14 protein-coding genes and 1 tRNA gene are annotated in these 17,298 nt (G+C 53.2%); 13 read left to right on the plus strand and 2 right to left on the minus strand.

Annotation, left to right across the window (positions count from 1 at the left end; genetic code table 11):
- The first annotated feature begins 41 nt into the window (after nt 1-41).
- A tRNA-Gly gene (locus ABT58_RS15830) sits at nt 42-117 on the plus strand.
- 842 nt (nt 118-959) lie between these two features.
- Here the strand turns inward: ABT58_RS15830 and queG are convergent.
- Entirely contained in the window at nt 960-2,087 is a 1,128-nt protein-coding gene (gene queG, locus ABT58_RS15835) for a tRNA epoxyqueuosine(34) reductase QueG (protein WP_189595489.1), read from the minus strand.
- Nucleotides 2,088-2,361: 274 nt separating this feature from the next.
- Between queG and ABT58_RS15840 the strand changes: the two genes are divergently transcribed.
- The 12 genes from ABT58_RS15840 (at nt 2,362) to motX (ending at nt 15,967) form a co-directional block, all read left to right on the plus strand.
- A complete protein-coding gene (locus ABT58_RS15840; protein WP_082211128.1) occupies nt 2,362-4,047 on the plus strand; it encodes an NAD(P)H-hydrate dehydratase in 1,686 nt (561 codons plus the stop codon).
- 8 nt (nt 4,048-4,055) lie between these two features.
- The gene (gene tsaE, locus ABT58_RS15845; RefSeq protein ID WP_047875416.1) at nt 4,056-4,520 is read left to right on the plus strand and encodes a tRNA (adenosine(37)-N6)-threonylcarbamoyltransferase complex ATPase subunit type 1 TsaE; all 465 of its coding nucleotides are present in this window, start codon (nt 4,056-4,058) and stop codon (nt 4,518-4,520) included.
- 4 nt (nt 4,521-4,524) lie between these two features.
- Entirely contained in the window at nt 4,525-6,252 is a 1,728-nt protein-coding gene (locus ABT58_RS15850) for an N-acetylmuramoyl-L-alanine amidase (RefSeq protein ID WP_047875417.1), read from the plus strand.
- Between the two features lie 3 nt (nt 6,253-6,255).
- A complete protein-coding gene (gene mutL / locus ABT58_RS15855) occupies nt 6,256-8,562 on the plus strand; it encodes a DNA mismatch repair endonuclease MutL (RefSeq protein WP_047875418.1) in 2,307 nt (768 codons plus the stop codon).
- The gene (gene miaA, locus ABT58_RS15860; RefSeq protein ID WP_047875419.1) at nt 8,555-9,490 is read left to right on the plus strand and encodes a tRNA (adenosine(37)-N6)-dimethylallyltransferase MiaA; all 936 of its coding nucleotides are present in this window, start codon (nt 8,555-8,557) and stop codon (nt 9,488-9,490) included. The genes mutL and miaA overlap by 8 nt, the downstream gene beginning before the upstream one ends.
- A gap of 85 nt (nt 9,491-9,575) precedes the next feature.
- Entirely contained in the window at nt 9,576-9,845 is a 270-nt protein-coding gene (gene hfq, locus ABT58_RS15865; RefSeq protein WP_047875420.1) for an RNA chaperone Hfq, read from the plus strand.
- A 26-nt stretch (nt 9,846-9,871) separates the two neighbouring features.
- Nucleotides 9,872-11,161 (plus strand): ribosome rescue GTPase HflX, encoded by a 1,290-nt coding sequence (gene hflX / locus ABT58_RS15870; protein ID WP_047875421.1) that lies wholly within the window; start codon nt 9,872-9,874, stop codon nt 11,159-11,161.
- A gap of 56 nt (nt 11,162-11,217) precedes the next feature.
- Nucleotides 11,218-12,372: an FtsH protease activity modulator HflK gene (hflK, locus tag ABT58_RS15875; RefSeq protein ID WP_047875422.1), complete on the plus strand. Its 1,155-nt coding sequence runs from the start codon at nt 11,218-11,220 to the stop codon at nt 12,370-12,372.
- A 2-nt stretch (nt 12,373-12,374) separates the two neighbouring features.
- Nucleotides 12,375-13,424: a protease modulator HflC gene (hflC, locus tag ABT58_RS15880; protein ID WP_047875423.1), complete on the plus strand. Its 1,050-nt coding sequence runs from the start codon at nt 12,375-12,377 to the stop codon at nt 13,422-13,424.
- Between the two features lie 147 nt (nt 13,425-13,571).
- Complete coding sequence (locus tag ABT58_RS15885) at nt 13,572-13,766, plus strand: DUF2065 domain-containing protein (RefSeq protein ID WP_047875424.1); 195 nt, start codon at nt 13,572-13,574, stop codon at nt 13,764-13,766.
- 123 nt (nt 13,767-13,889) lie between these two features.
- Complete coding sequence (locus tag ABT58_RS15890) at nt 13,890-15,206, plus strand: adenylosuccinate synthase (protein WP_047875425.1); 1,317 nt, start codon at nt 13,890-13,892, stop codon at nt 15,204-15,206.
- Nucleotides 15,207-15,337: 131 nt separating this feature from the next.
- Nucleotides 15,338-15,967, plus strand: coding sequence for a flagellar protein MotX (gene motX, locus ABT58_RS15895; RefSeq protein ID WP_047875426.1), 630 nt, complete (start codon nt 15,338-15,340; stop codon nt 15,965-15,967).
- 133 nt (nt 15,968-16,100) lie between these two features.
- Here motX and hmpA read toward each other — a convergent pair whose 3' ends face one another.
- Entirely contained in the window at nt 16,101-17,285 is a 1,185-nt protein-coding gene (hmpA, locus tag ABT58_RS15900) for an NO-inducible flavohemoprotein (RefSeq protein ID WP_047875427.1), read from the minus strand.
- Between the last annotated feature and the right edge of the window lie 13 nt (nt 17,286-17,298).

Here is a 17,298-nt window from a genome sequence, read left to right on the forward strand (position 1 = left end):
GGGTGCAAATTGAAGCTCTCATTGTGCTTAACAGTGAAAATGCGACACTAGCTCAGTTGGTAGAGCGCAACCTTGCCAAGGTTGAGGTCACGAGTTCGAACCTCGTGTGTCGCTCCAAATTTTAAAGTAATGAGACCTAAACCGGTCACGTCACTTCAACCCTGCTACCCCTGCAGACAGCAGACGGTCGGCAAAGCTACTACTGTGAAGTATTAGTTCAAATGCAGTATTCCTCGGTTATTCGATTAACGGTAACTGTGTGTATTGCCCCGATATTCCATAATGGACGATTATTGGAATCTTAGAGGCCTCAGCGCTTCAATGACATCATCTACGATTTACCCTAACGGCCTTTATTGGCTGTTTGTTGTTACCGCTGTAAATCACGATGCTCTGTAATCCACTTTCATCAGTGGGTGTCTTTATGACGACATATGCTCTTTTGTTTTGTTGATACGGGTAGTGAACGCATTACCAACAGGGAGCTGTGAATCGTATCTGCGTAAGTTATTCCTATCTCTCTGAGTGCAAAGCCCTTATTCTGCTTGGCTTGGCACCGCTTTGGGCTAAAAAACAACAAGATCGTGCACAGAGTTATCCACAAAATTAAACTGTGGGTAAGTCCGTTAATTACGTGTGCCGAGACCGTGTGAACAAGTCTGTATTTATCTTTTTATCCTCATCAAAAATAAAAGCTGTTGATATTTTATCCATAGCTTAAGTTGCTGTTTTATATTTGTTTATTATCTTTTATTAAAGAGATGTCTACAGCGCGATCCACATCCGTCGGGTTTGAATAACTTTTTTTCCCGAGAGGATTTTGACCTGTGTTTAATATTTTTATCTGCGTATAAAACGGCAAATGTGAAAATGTTTTCCACATTTGCGTCTAAGCCTGATTCAGCTCTCATTCTTCAACGATAACGTTACAACACAGTGGTCGGCATCTTTGTGCCGGTTCAGGCGTCTCGTGGCAGCCCTTTTTCCACAATGCGAATGAGTCGCTGCGTGCGAGCGGGAAGAACGGTGATGGTATCAGCCTGGCGGCGGGCCGTTTGTTGCGCGAGTGCCCAATCAATGTGGATATCGAGCAAAGCATGCTCACCCAAACGCTGTGTCAGTGCCTCGACAATGGCCGCATCATACGGCGCATTACCCATAGCAATACTGAGATTGCGCAGCCATTGTACATGGCCGATACGGCGAATGGCGGAGCCTTCCGTCGCTTTCAGAAACTGTGCTTCATCCCATTGAAACAGCGCAACCAGTGATTGCTGAGCAAGGCTGTCACGGCAGTGGTAGTCTGACTCTTGGGTGATCTCGGCATAGCGGTTGTAGGGGCAAACCAGCTGGCAATCATCACAACCATAAATACGGTTGCCGATGGGCTCGCGCAAGGCTTCCGGAATGACCCCATCAAACTCAATGGTGAGGTAGGAAATACAGCGCCGGGCATCAATGACCCCATCTTCGACAATCGCACCGGTTGGGCAGCTGGTCTTACAGGCCACACATTTACCGCATTGGTTTTCGATAGGCGTATCCACCGGCAACGGCAGATCAATCAGTAATTCCCCGAGGAAAAACCAAGAGCCGGCGTGCGGGTTGAGGATAAGCGAGTGCTTTCCGGTCCAGCCCAGGCCGGCTTTCTCTGCCAGAGGGCGTTCCAGGATCGGGGCGGAATCGACAAACGGGCGATAGCCAAACGGCCCGACTTCCTGTTCGATGCGCTGTCCAAGCCGTTTCAGGCGGTTGCGGATCAGTTTGTGGTAATCACGGCCCAGCGAGTAACGGCTGATATAGGCGGTGTCTGGCTGGCTCAGGCTTTGGGCAAACCCCGCTTCCGGTGGCAGGTAGTCCATACGGACACTGATCACGCGGACGGTGCCTGGGTGTAATTCGGCCGGACGGGCACGCATCATGCCGTGGCGGGCCATCCAATCCATCTCTCCGTGGTAACCGGCATCTAACCAGCGCTGCAGTTGCGCTTCATGCTCATGAAGATCCACATCGCTGATCCCCACTTGCTGGAAACCCAGTTCGAGGCCCCATTGCTTGATTTTGTCGCGCAGCGCATGGTAGTCGATGGTCATACGGAAAGTACCTGATGAATAACACCTAAAAACGAGGCCATTGCTTGCTCTGCCAGCAATGGGGGCGGAAGTGTACCACACTCAAATAGGATGTTGAGTGAGAATTACACGGATCCGCACAAGAAGATCCGCTTGGGATCCGAAAGCCGATTGCCATGGCCTGCGCCCTTGGGCATGATGCATGCAAAGGCATGAATAAAACAGGGTTCGCTTGGCTGTCGTGACTTAAGTTGCGGTGGTTGAGATCCTGAGGGCAAAGGAGCACACAATGGGGCAGAATACCGAGCAGAGCGCCGAGCAAGCACACCATAAAACGGTCGATAACATAAACACGTCCGTGGACACATTCGTGCACACATTCGTGAACACATCCGTGGACACAATACACGATGTGTTCTCGGCCGCTCAGGTGCGAGAAGGAGAGCGAGCCGTCGCCAAGTTGCTGAATATTGAGATGTATGCCCTGATGGAGCGGGCTGGCGCGGCCGTTTTTGACTGCTTACAGCAGGTTTGCCCTCTTGCGTCTCCTTCTTCTTCGCCCCTGTCTTCTTTGCCACAGGCTTCTTCGATTCACACCTCAACCAATCCGTCATCCTTACCCTGCGTTTCTTCAGCGCAGCCGCCGTCACTGCTGGTGTGCTGTGGCGGCGGGAACAATGGCGGTGATGGTTATGTCGTGGCGCGCTTGGCACAACAAGCGGGTTATCAGGTGACAGTCTGGCAGGGGAGTGATCCTGCTCGTTTGCAGGGCGATGCCGCGCGCGCGTATCATGCCTGGTGTGCGATAGGCGGTGAAACCTGTCTCCCTGAAAAGGCGGTGCCGGATGGGGTGGGTGTGATTGTGGATGCCCTGCTCGGGACGGGGTTGTCCGGTACAGTACGTGAAACGATGGCAGCCATGATTGCTGCGATAAACTGCGCTTCCGTGCCGATCATTGCGGTCGATCTTCCCTCCGGACTATGTGCCGATACTGGCCGCGTGTGGGGAACAGCGGTACAGGCCACGCACACGGTGACCTTTATTGGCGTCAAACGCGGGTTAGTCACCGGCCGCGCAGCCCGTCATGTCGGGGCGCTGCACTTTGCCGGACTGGGCGTTGAAAAGGCGTTTGCGCAGCACTGTCTGAGTACGGAACACCTGATCACAACCTCGCGCATGGATCGCCTGTTGCCTGCGCGGGATCGCTGTGCCCACAAAGGGGATCACGGCAGGATCCTTTTGGTCGGCGGGGATCGTGGTTTTGGCGGAGCGATCCGCTTAGCCGCTGAGGCAGCCGCACGCAGTGGTGCCGGTTTGACGGCGGCCTTAACACAATCTGACAATGCACTGGCAATGCTGGTCGCGATCCCTGAAATAATGGCGCAAGGCTGGCAGCAGGACGGCGCAGAGGCAGCGCGGCAACGCCTCGATTGGGCGGATGTGCTGGTGTTAGGGCCGGGCTTGGGCCAGTCAGGCTGGAGTCAGGCGCTGTATCAGACGCTATCGCATACCGATAAACCTTTGGTGCTGGATGCGGATGGATTGAACTTATTGGCCCGCGCGCCAGACTATAAGAATAATCGTATAATTACCCCTCATCCCGGTGAAGCGGCACGATTACTGCAGTGTAGCGTGGCAGAGGTGGAAAATGATCGCTTTTCGGCCGCTCGGGCGCTGCAACATCGCTATGGCGGTGTGGTGGTACTGAAAGGGGCTGGCACGCTGGTCGATGACGGCCACCATTGCTGGGTGTGTACCGCCGGTAACCCCGGCATGGCAACGGGCGGGATGGGCGATGTGCTCTCTGGTATCATAGGGGCATTGCTGGGGCAGGGGCTGGGATTATCCGATGCTGCCCAATGCGGGGTGTGGATCCACAGTACAGCGGCAGACCACTGCGCCCAAGACGGCGAGCGTGGTATGCTAGCCAGTGATTTATTCCCTTATATTCGACAACGAGTCAATCGAAGATAATAACGAGAATGCAGACATTTGAAACACAGCTTGCCGATGAGCAGGCAACGGTCGCGCTGGGCGATAAACTGGCCCATGCGTGTACGCAGCAAACCACCATTTACCTGCACGGTGATTTAGGCGCGGGTAAAACCACCTTCAGCCGTGGTTTCATTCGTTCACTTGGCCATACCGGTAACGTAAAAAGTCCGACGTATACCCTGGTAGAGCCGTATGCACTGGCGCCTTGGCAGGTGTATCACTTTGACTTGTACCGTCTTGCTGATCCGGAAGAGCTGGAATTCATGGGGATCCGTGATTACTTCTCTGACGACGCAATCTGTCTGGTGGAGTGGCCGGAAAAAGGGGCAGGCCTGTTGCCTGAGCCGGATCTGGAACTGGACATGCGTTATGACGGTGAGCAGCGCAAAGTGACGATCACAGCAAACAATGAGTATGGCTGTGAATTGATTAAACGTTTGGAGTTGTGTTGATAGGATGTCTTTACGGACTTTTTTTCATGCAGTGATCATTAGCGCGGGGGTCTTTAGTTCGCTGGCCATGGCCAATGAACTGCGAGGGATCCGAGCGTGGCCAGCGCCGGATGAAACCCGTGTGGTGCTCGATATGCAAGAGAAGGCGGAGTACAGCTATTTTACGCTGACCAAGCCTGATCGGCTGGTCCTTGATTTGAAAGATACCACGCTGAAAACCAAACTGCCGATGGCGGTGAAGGACAGCGCGGTATTGAAGACAATCCGCAGCAGTGGGGCGCCGGAAAAAGGCACCTACCGTTTGGTATTTGAAATTAAGACCGGTACGACACCCAAACTCTTCACGTTATCGCCGACCCCGGATGGCCATTACAGCCACCGTCTGGTGTTGGACCTGCCCCACAAAACCGCGCCGGTGAAACAAGCCAGTAAACCGGTGAGCAGTAAACCGGTCGCGAACGATAAAGCTATTTTACCGTACGGCAATGATGACATTATTGTGGCCATTGACCCGGGCCATGGCGGGGAAGACCCGGGCTCTATTGGTCCGAGCCGCAAGTACGAGAAAAACGTGACCCTGACCATCGCTAAAAAAGTGATGGCGCGTATTAATGCGACCCCGGGGATGAAGGCGGTACTGACGCGCCAAGGGGATTACTTTGTGAATCTCAATAAGCGTTCGGAAATTGCCCGCAAGAACAAAGCGCATTTGCTGGTCTCTATCCATGCTGATGGTTTCACCTCGCCGAAACCGCGTGGGGCATCGGTCTGGGTATTGAATACCCGTCGTGCCAATACCGAGATCGGTCGTTGGCTGGAGCAACACGAGAAGCAGTCGGAATTGTTAGGCGGTGGCGATGTGCTGTCCGGTGACAATGAAGATCAGTATCTGAGCATGGCCGTGCTGGATCTGCAGTTCAGTCACTCGCAAAAGGAAGGCTATGACGTCGCGTCTCGCGTACTGAAAGAGCTCAAAGGGGTGACGACGCTGCATAAGAGCAAACCGGCACATGCGAGTCTGGCGGTGTTGAAATCGCCGGATATTCCGTCGTTATTGGTGGAAACCGGCTTTATCACTAACCCGACCGAAGAGCGCTTGTTGAATGCAACCAGCCATCAGAACAAGCTGGCCGATGCGGTTTACCGTGGCATTCTGTCATACTTCAATGAGAAACCGCCGGAAGGGACCTTGTTTGCGTCGCGTCAGCATGGCATCAAGCACAAAGTCGCCAGTGGTCAGTCGTTGAGTGTGATTGCCAATAAATACGGCACGTCAGTCTCGGCGCTCAAGCAGGCGAATAACCTGAAATCCAATACCGTGCGTATCGGTCAGGTGCTGATGATCCCGGGCAAAACGCCGGCGGTCAGCCATACTTCCAGCACAGCGCAGAAGAGCAGCAGTACGCCATCACGGACAGTCGTGGTGAAAAAGACGGTGACCCATACGGTGAAGCGCGGTGAATTCTTAGGAAAGATCGCTAACCAGTACGGCGTGTCGGTATCGAGTATTCGCTCGGCCAACCGTCTGCGTTCTGATGAACTGGCAGTCGGCCAAAAGCTGAAGATTGATGTCAGCCAGCGTCGTGCGGTGCAACATACGGTGAAACGCGGTGAGTTCCTGGGCAAAATTGCGGCCCACTATGGCGTGAGCATTGATAGCCTGCGCCGTGCCAATAAGCTGCGTTCTGATCAATTGGCCGTGGGCCAGAAACTGACCATACCAAGTAGTTAATATATGCCTATTCAGATCTTACCGGCTCGGCTGGCTAACCAAATTGCGGCGGGTGAAGTGGTGGAACGTCCCGCTTCGGTGGTGAAAGAGCTGGTCGAAAACAGTTTGGATGCCGGTGCCACCCGGATCGATATTGATATCGATAAAGGCGGTAGCCGCACCATCCGTATTCGGGATAACGGTAAAGGGATCCCGAAAGACGAGCTCGGCCTGGCGCTGAGTCGCCATGCCACCTCGAAGATCGCCACGCTGGATGATCTGGAGGCGATCATGAGCCTGGGTTTCCGAGGGGAAGCCCTGGCCAGTATTAGCTCCGTCTCACGCCTGACCCTGACCTCGCGCCCAGCGGATCAGGAACAGGCGTGGGCCGCGTATGCCGAAGGGCGCGATATGGAGGTGCAGCTCAAGCCTGCCGCCCATCCCGTCGGCAGTACCCTCGAAGTGTTGGATTTGTTCTTCAACACGCCCGCCCGCCGCAAATTCCTGCGGACGGAAAAAACCGAATTTGCCCATATTGATGAGCTGCTCAAGCGCATTGCATTAAGCCGGATGGATGTGACCATCAATTTGCGTCATAACGGCAAAATGGTGCGTCAGTACCGGTCAGCCAGCACCCAAATTCAAAAAGAACGCCGTTTAGCCGCCGTGTGCGGCAGTGCGTTTTTAGATCACGCCTTGGCAGTGGAGCTCAGTCACGGGGATTTAACCCTGACCGGCTGGATCTGTACCCCGCAGGGCGCGCGTGCCCAAAACGACATTCAGTATTGTTATGTGAACGGCCGCATGATGAAGGACAAGCTGATCAACCATGCGATCCGACAGGCGTATGAGAGCAGTTTGGCCCCTGAGCAGTACGCCGCTTATGTATTGTTTATCGATGTGGATCCGCATCAGGTCGATGTGAATGTGCATCCGGCCAAGCACGAAGTGCGTTTCCATCAGGCGCGTTTGGTGCACGACTTTATTTGCCAAGGGCTGCAAAGCGCCCTGATCCAAGGCTCGCACGATGAACTGGCGCCGCATATTCCTGCGCCACGAGCCAGTGCCCATGCGCAAACGGCGTCGACACCGGCATCACCCATCGCATCTTATGCGCAGGGCGCGACACCCGCACAAACGGTCGAAGAGCCCAATGCGGCGTTGATGGCTATTGCCCGTACGCCGGCATACCCGAATCAAGCGCCAAGCCAGGCGTGGTTGGGGGCAGCCTCGGCCCATATGACGGATGCGACGAATGCGGCGCAGAATACGGTACAGACACGTACTGCCGATGAGGCTTCATCGCGTGATGAGGCTGACGCAGCGGGACGTGACATAGCCGCGTCTGATCACCGTGACCAAGTGGTTCAGGAGCATACCGCTCGTGATCATGCTACCCGCGAGCATAGTCCCCGTTCGCCTTCAACGGGCGAGTACGGGTCACGCAGCCGCGCGGCAGATGACGGCTATGCTGGTGCGACCGGGTATACGTCGCGCAGCGCATTAGACACCACACCGCCATCTTCATTTTCCTCATCGCCGGCCGCTCGCGGCAGTGTTGCCTCTTCGGGGGGCGCGCGCTCAGAGGGCGGCGCAGCACGTCGTACAGACGACGGGCCGACACCGGAAGAAATCGACGCCTATCAGCGTTTGTTGCAAACCGTACCGCCGACTCAGCCTGAGCGTTCGGTCTCCGCTTCCGCTTCTTCGCCAGTTTCTGTGGTCTCCAGCCGCCAAGATGCGGTGGGCGGCAGTAACGGGATTGGTCTGGGTAAAGCCTTGTGTCTGGTCGAGCAGCAGTATCTGTTGCTCAGTCGTGATGAAGGCATCGCTCTGTTGTCACTGCCGGTGGCGCAGCGTCTGGCGGTGAAAGCCCAGTTGCGTCATGCCCAATATGAGGGATTAAAGCCCCAGCCCTTGTTGATCCCACATGCCGTGCCTGTTGAGCCGAGTATGATAGACTGTGCGGAACAGCATGCATTATTGCTCAAACAGTTGGGCATCCAGCTGAAGGCTAAAAACAAACACAGTTTGGTGATCCTCTCGGTCAGCCAGCCGCTGCGCCAGCAGAACCTGCAAAAGCTGATCCCGGCCTTGCTGGATTACTTGGCCTCCGTCGCGGAAGACGAAGCGGCCCAAGGCTGGGACAAATTGCTCGACTGGCTGGTGGAGCAGCTCATGATAGCGACCGCCGCTTTTACCCTGTCGCAGGCGATTCAACTGGTGACAGAGCTCGAGCAGCGTTGGGGCACCGAACTTGAACTTTATTATCCACATTTGCTGCGCCCGGTTGATCTGCGCGCCGCGATAGAAGCGTTTAACTATGACTAAGTCACTACCGCCGGCCATTTTTTTGATGGGGCCGACCGCATCGGGCAAAACGGATCTTGCCATTCGTTTACGCCAGCAACTGCCAGTAGAGTTGATAAGTGTCGACTCCGCCCTTATCTATAAGGATATGGACATTGGTACGGCCAAGCCGGATGCTCGTGAGTTGTCACTTGCACCCCATCGCTTGATCGATATTCGTGATCCAGCGCAAAGTTATTCAGCTGCGGACTTTCGTGCTGATGCACTGAAAGAAATGGCTGATATAGTGGCAGCAGGGCGTATTCCTTTATTGGTTGGTGGTACTATGTTGTACTACAAAGCCTTATTGGAAGGTTTGTCACCGTTGCCCGCCGCCGATCCGGCGATCCGTGCTCAGATTGAGCAAGAAGCGGCAGAGAAGGGTTGGTTGGCAATGCATGAAGAGCTGGTCAGGATTGATCCGGTTGCCGGAGCAAGAATCCACCCGAATGACCCTCAGCGATTATCACGTGCATTGGAAGTTTTTCGCATTTCGGGTAACACTTTAACTGAACTGACGAAAACCCAAGGTGATGCCTTGCCTTACAAGGTTCACCAATTTGCAATAGCACCCAAGGATAGGGTTGTACTGCATCAGCGGATCGAGCAACGTTTTGAAAAAATGATCGAAGCAGGTTTTGAACAGGAAGTTCGTGCTTTGTATGACCGTGGTGATCTTCACCCCGATCTGCCTTCGATACGTTGTGTTGGTTATCGCCAGATGTGGGAGTATTTGGACGGGGCGTGTTCATTGGACGACGCGGTATTCCGTGGTGTCTGTGCCACCCGTCAATTGGCGAAGCGTCAAATCACCTGGCTGAGAAGTTGGAAGGATCTGACGTGGTTAGATAGCAGTGATGGGGAGCAGGCGTTACAAACCGTCATCGACGCTGTGCGATGCGATCTGTAATCGTGTGTATACTCACTACTGTTTTGCATATTTTTAATGTTGTTCGTTGCTAACTACAACTACAAACAAATAAGGAAAAGAAATAATGGCTAAGGGGCAATCTCTGCAAGACCCATTTTTGAACGCTTTGCGTCGTGAAAGAATCCCAGTATCAATCTACCTAGTGAACGGCATCAAGCTGCAGGGTCAGATTGAGTCTTTTGATCAGTTTGTGATCCTCCTGAAAAACACGGTTAACCAGATGGTGTACAAACACGCGATCTCAACCGTAGTACCAGCACGCCCAGTGAACCATCACCATGCCGGTGATCGTCCAGCGACGGGTGAACGTTCTCAGGAAAAAACAGAAGAATAATAATTCTTCGTTAAGGAGTTGATTGCTTGTTTGACCGTTATGAATCCGGTGAGCAGGCAATTCTTGTTCATATCAACTTCACGCAAGAAGGGGAATGGGAAGATCTCAGCGAATTTGAAATGCTGGTCTCCTCTGCGGGAGTCAATACGCTACAGGTCGTGACCGGTAGTCGTAAAACTCCCCACCCTAAATATTACGTGGGCGAAGGTAAAGCACAGGAAATTGCCGAAGCAGTTCGGGCGTTAGACGCCGATATTGTCATATTCAACCATTCTCTATCTCCAGCGCAAGAGCGAAATCTGGAGCAGATTTGCAAATGCCGCGTGCTTGATCGCACCGGTCTGATCTTGGACATCTTCGCCCAGCGCGCGCGTACCCACGAGGGTAAGCTGCAGGTCGAGTTGGCCCAGTTGCGTCATATTTCCACTCGACTGATCCGCGGTTGGACGCACCTTGAGCGTCAGAAAGGCGGTATCGGCTTGCGTGGCCCAGGTGAAACCCAGTTGGAAACCGACCGTCGTTTGCTACGTGAACGGATCAAGACGATCTTGCGTCGCCTTGAGAAAGTGGCGAAGCAGCGAGATCAGGGCCGTCGCGCCCGTAACCGTGCGGAAATCCCAACGATTTCATTGGTGGGGTACACCAACGCCGGTAAATCCACCTTGTTTAACCGTGTGACCAATGCCGGGGTATATGCCGCCGATCAGCTGTTTGCGACCTTGGATCCCACCTTGCGCAAAATTGAGGTGGCGGATGTCGGTACCTCCATTTTGGCGGACACAGTTGGCTTTATTCGTCACTTGCCGCACGACTTGGTGGCGGCCTTTAAGGCCACGCTGAAAGAAACCCAAGAAGCAACGTTGTTGCTGCATGTGGTGGATGCCAGCGATGACCGTTTCCGTGAAAACATTGAGGCGGTAGACAGCGTACTGGAAGAAATTGAAGCCAGTGATGTGCCGACCTTGGTGGTCATGAACAAAATCGATAATCTGGAAGGCGCGACACCGCGTATTGAAAGAGACGATGAAGGCGTGCCACGTCGAGTGTGGGTTTCCGCGATGGAAGGGCAGGGTATTGACCTGCTGTTTGACGCGTTAACCGACTGCCTGTCTGGCACCATGGTAAAACACACGTTGTGCTTGCCGCCTCAGTATGTGGGCCGCTATCGCAGTAAGTTTTACCAGTTGGGCTGTATTGTTCATGAAGAATATGACCCGGATGGTAATCTCAAAATTGATATTCGTTTGCCGCTGGCAGAGTGGTCTCGCTTACAAAAAAGAGAAAGTACTTCGTTAGATGACTTTATCGTTGCTTAATGGACTGCTAGAGTAAAAGAAAAACTGTCGTCATATCATATTGATGGAGTTCTATAATGGCGTGGAATGAGCCTGGAAACAACGGTGGCCGTGATAAAGACCCTTGGGGGAATGACAATCGCGGTGGCCGTGAACAAGGTCCGCCGGATCTCGATGAAGTGTTTTCAAAGCTAAGTCGAAAGTTCGGTGGCGTATTTGGTAACAAAAAAGGGCCTTCAACCGGCGGCAGTGCTGCAGGTTTAGGGGTAGTGGCAGTATTGGCTGCGGCGGTGTGGGGTGTCTCCGGTTTCTATACTATCGGGGAAGCGGAGCGTGGTGTGGTACTGCGTTTCGGTCAATACCATGACACCGTGATGCCGGGTCTGAACTGGAAAGCCACGTTTATCGACCAAGTTACACCGGTAAACGTACAAGCGATCCGCTCTCTGAGCAGCTCCGGTTTGATGCTGACCAAAGACGAAAACGTTGTTCAGGTGGAAATGGACGTGCAGTACCGCGTGTCGGATCCAGAAAAATACTTGTATAGCGTGACGAACGCAGACAGCAGTCTGCGCCAGGCGACCGACTCAGCGTTGCGTGCCGTGATTGGTGACTCCACCATGGATCAGGCATTGACGACAGGTCGTCAGGAAATCCGTACTTACACGCAAGAAGCGATTGACGCGATCATTAAAAACTACGACATGGGCCTGTTAGTGGTCGATGTGAACTTCCAGTCGGCACGTCCGCCTGAAGAAGTGAAAGATGCGTTTGATGACGTAATTGCTTCTCGAGAAGATGAAGTGCGTTACCTACGTGAAGCGGAAGCTTACCGTAATGACATTTTGCCAAAAGCGACCGGTCGTGCGGAACGTGTTCGTAATGATGCAGAAGGTTACTCTGAGCGCGTACTGAACGGTGCGAAGGGTGAAGTGGCACAGTTTGAAAAGCTGTTGCCTGAATACCTGGCTGCTGAGCAAGTGACCCGTGACCGTCTGTACCTGGAAACCATGGAACGCGTTTACGGCAACACCAGCAAAGTGATGGTGGACTCGTCGTCAAGCGGCAACCTGCTTTACCTGCCTCTGGATAAACTGATTAATCCTGAGCAGAAAGCGAGCCAGCCGAAAAATAGCACGAGTGGCAATTACGGCATCGAGCTAGAAACAGTGAAGCCCACTCCAGTGACCACGACTCCGCGTCCTGACACTGGCCGTCAAGGGAGATATTAATTATGCGTAAGTTAATGGTCCCTGTGATTGTGGTATTCATTGCCGCTTTGCTGATGTCCATGTTTGTGGTGAAAGAAGGCGAACGCGCGATCGTTTTCCGTTTTAGCAGTGCGCTAAAAGATGCCAACAGCGACGTGGTAAAAGTGTACGAGCCGGGCCTGCATTTCAAACTGCCATTGTTTGATACTGCACGCTTGTTTGAAGCACGTATTCAGACCATGGATGATCAAGCTGACCGTTTCGTAACGTCTGAGAAAAAAGACGTGATCATTGATACTTACGTGAAGTGGCGTATCAAAGATTTTGACAAGTATTACAAAAGTACCAGTAATGACGTGTCAACGGCAGAAGGCCTGATGAAGCGTAAAGTGGTAGACAGCCTACGTGCTGAAATCGGTCTACGTGAAATCAAGCAGATTGTGTCTGGTCCTGAGCGTAAGAAGAAAGAAGGCGAAGCGACAGATACAGCTGTGACTGATACCGCAGCGGTAACGGATACCACGACAGATGCAGCAACCACGCTGCCTGCTGAAACGGTAGAAATGTTGGCAGAGGCTGAGAAGCCACTGAATGCGGTGGTGGAAGGTCAGCGTGATCAGATCATGGCAAACGTACTGGCTGACATCAAAGTCGGTTCGATGGAAGATTTGGGTGTGGAAATCGTCGATTTCCGTATCAAGAAAATCAACCTGCCTGACGAGATCAGTGAGTCGATTTACCAGCGTATGCGTGCAGAGCGTGAATCGGTAGCCCGTAAGCACCGTTCACAAGGCCGTGAGCAAGCAGAAGTACTGCGTGCGAAAGCCGACCTTGCTGTGACGCAAATTCTGTCAAACGCAAACCGTGATGCGTTAGTGGTACGCGGTGAAGCGGACGCTGAAGCAGCAGAGATTTACTCGGCAGCCTTTGGTAAGAACCCAGAGTTCTACAACTTCCTGCGTTCACTGAAAGCGTACGAAAACAGCTTCAAGTCGAAGAACGATATTCTGGTTATCGACCCGAATACTGAATTCTTCAAGTACATGAAAGATGCACAAGGCACAGCAAACTAATTGCCTGTTGCCACGATGAAAAAGCAAGACTTCGGTCTTGCTTTTTTTTTGCCGCTCGTCAGGTGGAGGGCGGTATACTGCGGGCAAAGGGCGTGGAAAGATGGGGAACCATATCACGCGGAATCATCACAGAGAGGCACTGCAATAATGGATAAGGCATTTTGGATGGCACTGGGATTGGTCTTGGTGTTTGAAGGACTTGGGCCGTTGCTGGCGCCGAAGGGCTGGCGTGAGATGGTGAGCCAGCTGAGTCAGCAAGATGACAACAACCTGCGCCGCATCGGGGGCTGCCTGGTGGTGGCGGGCAGTGTCATCGCCTATATGATGTACACTAGTATGTAAATCGCACTGACACCTAAGCGTGACCGTGTTCCTGGCGAAAACGCGGTCATGGTTAAAAAATGACTGCACGGCAACGTGTAAAGGTGCTAGAATCCTTTTTTAACTACTGATAGACGAAGAAAGATGGCAAATAATGTAGTCGTTCTTGGCACCCAATGGGGTGACGAAGGTAAAGGTAAGATCGTTGATCTTTTGACTGAAGATGCAAAGTATGTAGTGCGCTACCAAGGTGGCCACAATGCGGGTCACACTCTTGTCATTGACGGTGAGAAAACTGTCCTTCACCTGATCCCATCAGGTATCCTACGTGACAACGTTAAATGTATCATCGGTAACGGTGTTGTACTTTCTCCAGACGCACTGTTGAAAGAAATGGGCCCACTGGAAGAGCGTGGCATCCCAGTTCGTGAGCGTCTGTTCCTGTCAGAAGCTTGTCCACTAATCCTGCCATACCACGTTGCGCTTGACCAAGCGCGTGAACTTGCACGTGGTAAGAAAGCGATCGGTACGACTGGTCGTGGTATCGGTCCTGCATACGAAGATAAAGTGGCTCGTCGCGGTCTACGCGTGGGCGACCTATTCGATATGGAAGCATTCGCTGAGAAGCTAAAAGAAGTGATGGAATACCATAACTTCGCACTAGTGAACTACTACAAAGCTGACGCAGTTAGCTACGAAGAAGTGCTAGAGCAAGCGAAAGGTTACGCTGATCTTCTGACTTCTATGGTAATCGACGTAACGAACGAACTAGACGCAGCGCGTAAGCGTGGCGACAAGATCATGTTCGAAGGCGCACAAGGTACGCTTCTAGACATCGACCACGGTACTTACCCGTACGTAACCTCTTCTAACACAACCGCTGGTGGTGTTGCTGCAGGTTCTGGTTTCGGTCCTAGCCACCTAGGTTACATCCTGGGTATCGCGAAAGCATACTGTACGCGTGTTGGTGCAGGTCCTTTCCCAACTGAGCTATACGACGGTCTTGATAAGCAAGATCCAGTAGGTAAGCACCTGGGTACTGTTGGCCACGAGTTTGGCGCAACAACAGGTCGTCTACGTCGTACAGGTTGGTTCGATGCAGTTGCTATGCGTCGTGCGGTACAGATCAACTCTATCTCTGGTTTCTGTCTAACTAAGCTAGACGTAATGGATGGCCTGGAAGAGATCAAGATCTGTACAGGTTACAAACTACCAGACGGTACCATCCTTGAAGTGTCTCCAATGGCGGCAGATGCTTACGAGCACGTTGAGCCAATCTACGAAACCATGCCTGGTTGGTCTGAGAAGACTTTCGGCGTGAAATCTCTGGATGAGCTACCTCAGACTGCACTGAACTACATTGCACGTCTTGAAGAGCTGACTGGTGTGCCAATCGACATCATCTCTACCGGTCCTGACCGTAACGAGACAATCATCAAGGTTCACCCATACGGTGAATAATGCCTGACTGAGGTCATGCTGATGAATGAAAAGCCAACCGCACGGTTGGCTTTTTTTATACCTGCGAATCTTCCCTAAAGTTGGCCGCCCGTTGGCCGATACAACTCTCACGTTCCCAAAGAGAGTGCTCGATGTTGTTGCGTCCCTTGTTACTTGCGTTGACCATGCTGACTGCTGTCCCTGCTTTTGCCGTTGATACGGTAGGGGAAGCGGTGCCTGTGTATACCGAGAATGCCTTGAGCCGCATGTTTGACACGAACACCCACCTGCAACGGGTGAAGGCGGACGATTGCCAGTTGGTGCAAGACATTGAAGCGCGCGCCATTCGGGTGGAATCACCGTCTTACCAGTTTTTGTACGGTGATATGCTGGCCTGGGGGGTGTGTGTCACGCGTGATGTGGAGCTGGGTGTGTACTACATGCAGTTAGCCGCGCAGCAAGGCTCACCCGCAGCACTGGAACAGTTGGGGCGCTATTACGCCCAAGGAACACTGGTGCAGCAAGATCAGGAACGCGCCATCCCGTATTTGCGAGAAGCTGCCGCGATGGGCAATGTGAATGCCCGGATTCAATTGGCCGAATTACTGTTGCGTGATTACGGCAGTCCGCTGGACTTTGAAGACGCTTACCGTTGGTTGTATCACACCGTGACGGGCAACAAGCGTACCCACATCAAAATCGCCCGTTTGCGTCAGGGGCTGGAAAACCGTATGCCAGCCAATGTGATTGCCCGCGCCAAGCGCCGTGATGCCTTCTGGTAACCGATCTTATTCCCAGCGCAGTCAGCCATTATATGAGACATAAAAAAAGAGAAGCCGTTGCTTCTCTTTTTGCGTTTGTTTCTCTTGTTGTGCCCGCTGCTATGCTCGGGCTTAGTACAACGAGAAGCCGTGTTTACAGCACTTTGTGGGGACCGAAACACTCATAGTGCAGCTGGCTTTCTTGTACGCCCATCGCCAACAGTTGCTGAGCGACAGACTGCATGAACCCAACCGGACCACAGAAGTAATACTGCATGTCAGGGGTATCCAGCAACGCCGCCACGGCGTTCAGATCCATCATACCTGTGAATTGATAATCGGTGCCGAGAGTATCGCTGGCCTGTGGATCGCGATACCAGGTGTGGCTGCTGAAATGATCATGCGTTGTGGTCAGGGCTGATACGTGATCGCGGAAGGCATGGTGAGCGCCATCTTCGGCGGCATGCAGCCAGTGCACCGGTGCCTGATGGGCCGTCAAACTTTCCAGCATCGACAGGGTCGGGGTCAGGCCGACACCGGCTGAAATCAATACCACTGGCGTGGTCGGCGCTACCTCCAAGAAAAAGTCACCGGCGGGTGGCACTACATGCAGCACATCGCCGACTTGAACGTGCTGGTGGAGGTAAGTCGACACACGTCCGCCGTCTTCTTGTTTCACGGCGATGCGGTAGTGATCGCCCTGTGGCGCTGACGCGCAGCTGTACTGGCGGATCTCCTGATAGTCAAAATCCTCCGGCTTAAGGTACAGGCCCAGATATTGACCCGGTTTGAACGGGGCGACCTGGCCGCCGTCACACGGGGTCAGGGTAAAGCGGGTGATCACCGCACTTTCTTGCACTTTTTCACTCACCACAAACGGGCGCAAGCCTTGCCAGCCGCCCGATTGTGCGGCGTTGTCGGCGTAAATGGCCGCTTCACGCGCAATGAAAATGTCGGCCAAGACGCCATAGGCTTCTCCCCACGCATCCAATACCTCTTGGCCTGGCGAGAGCAGCTCATCAATGGTGGCCAGCAGGTGCCCGCCGACAATGGCATATTGCTCGGCGGTGATCAAAAAGCTGGTGTGCTTCTGGGCAATTTTTTCGACCGCTGGCAGAAGGGCAGCCAGATTGTCGATGTGGGTGGCATAGGCGCAAATGGCATTGAACAGGGCTTCACGCTGATCCCCATTACGCTGATTGCTCATGTTGAAAATGTCTTTGAGCTCAGGGTTATGGTGGAACATGCGCTCGTAGAAATGCGCCGTCAGGGCGGGCCCGGTTTGAGCAACGGCCGGGGTGGTAGCTTTGATAATCGCGATAGTTTCTGGGCTGAGCATGGTGTTACCTTTT

The organism is Photobacterium aphoticum (assembly GCF_001029435.1).
In the GTDB taxonomy this organism is placed as follows: Bacteria; Pseudomonadota; Gammaproteobacteria; order Enterobacterales; family Vibrionaceae; genus Photobacterium; species Photobacterium aphoticum.

Bases quoted from the DNA above. Each gene is read 5' to 3' on its own strand.
- ABT58_RS15840 (WP_082211128.1), top strand. From the start codon at position 2,362: ATGGGGCAGAATACCGAGCAGAGCGCCGAGCAAGCACACCATAAAACG.
- tsaE (WP_047875416.1), top strand. From the start codon at position 4,056: ATGCAGACATTTGAAACACAGCTTGCCGATGAGCAGGCAACGGTCGCG.
- ABT58_RS15850 (WP_047875417.1), top strand. From the start codon at position 4,525: ATGTCTTTACGGACTTTTTTTCATGCAGTGATCATTAGCGCGGGGGTC.
- mutL (WP_047875418.1), top strand. From the start codon at position 6,256: ATGCCTATTCAGATCTTACCGGCTCGGCTGGCTAACCAAATTGCGGCG.
- miaA (WP_047875419.1), top strand. From the start codon at position 8,555: ATGACTAAGTCACTACCGCCGGCCATTTTTTTGATGGGGCCGACCGCA.
- hfq (WP_047875420.1), top strand. From the start codon at position 9,576: ATGGCTAAGGGGCAATCTCTGCAAGACCCATTTTTGAACGCTTTGCGT.
- hflK (WP_047875422.1), top strand. From the start codon at position 11,218: ATGGCGTGGAATGAGCCTGGAAACAACGGTGGCCGTGATAAAGACCCT.
- hflC (WP_047875423.1), top strand. From the start codon at position 12,375: ATGCGTAAGTTAATGGTCCCTGTGATTGTGGTATTCATTGCCGCTTTG.
- ABT58_RS15885 (WP_047875424.1), top strand. From the start codon at position 13,572: ATGGATAAGGCATTTTGGATGGCACTGGGATTGGTCTTGGTGTTTGAA.
- ABT58_RS15890 (WP_047875425.1), top strand. From the start codon at position 13,890: ATGGCAAATAATGTAGTCGTTCTTGGCACCCAATGGGGTGACGAAGGT.
- motX (WP_047875426.1), top strand. From the start codon at position 15,338: ATGTTGTTGCGTCCCTTGTTACTTGCGTTGACCATGCTGACTGCTGTC.
- hmpA (WP_047875427.1), bottom strand. From the start codon at position 17,285: ATGCTCAGCCCAGAAACTATCGCGATTATCAAAGCTACCACCCCGGCC.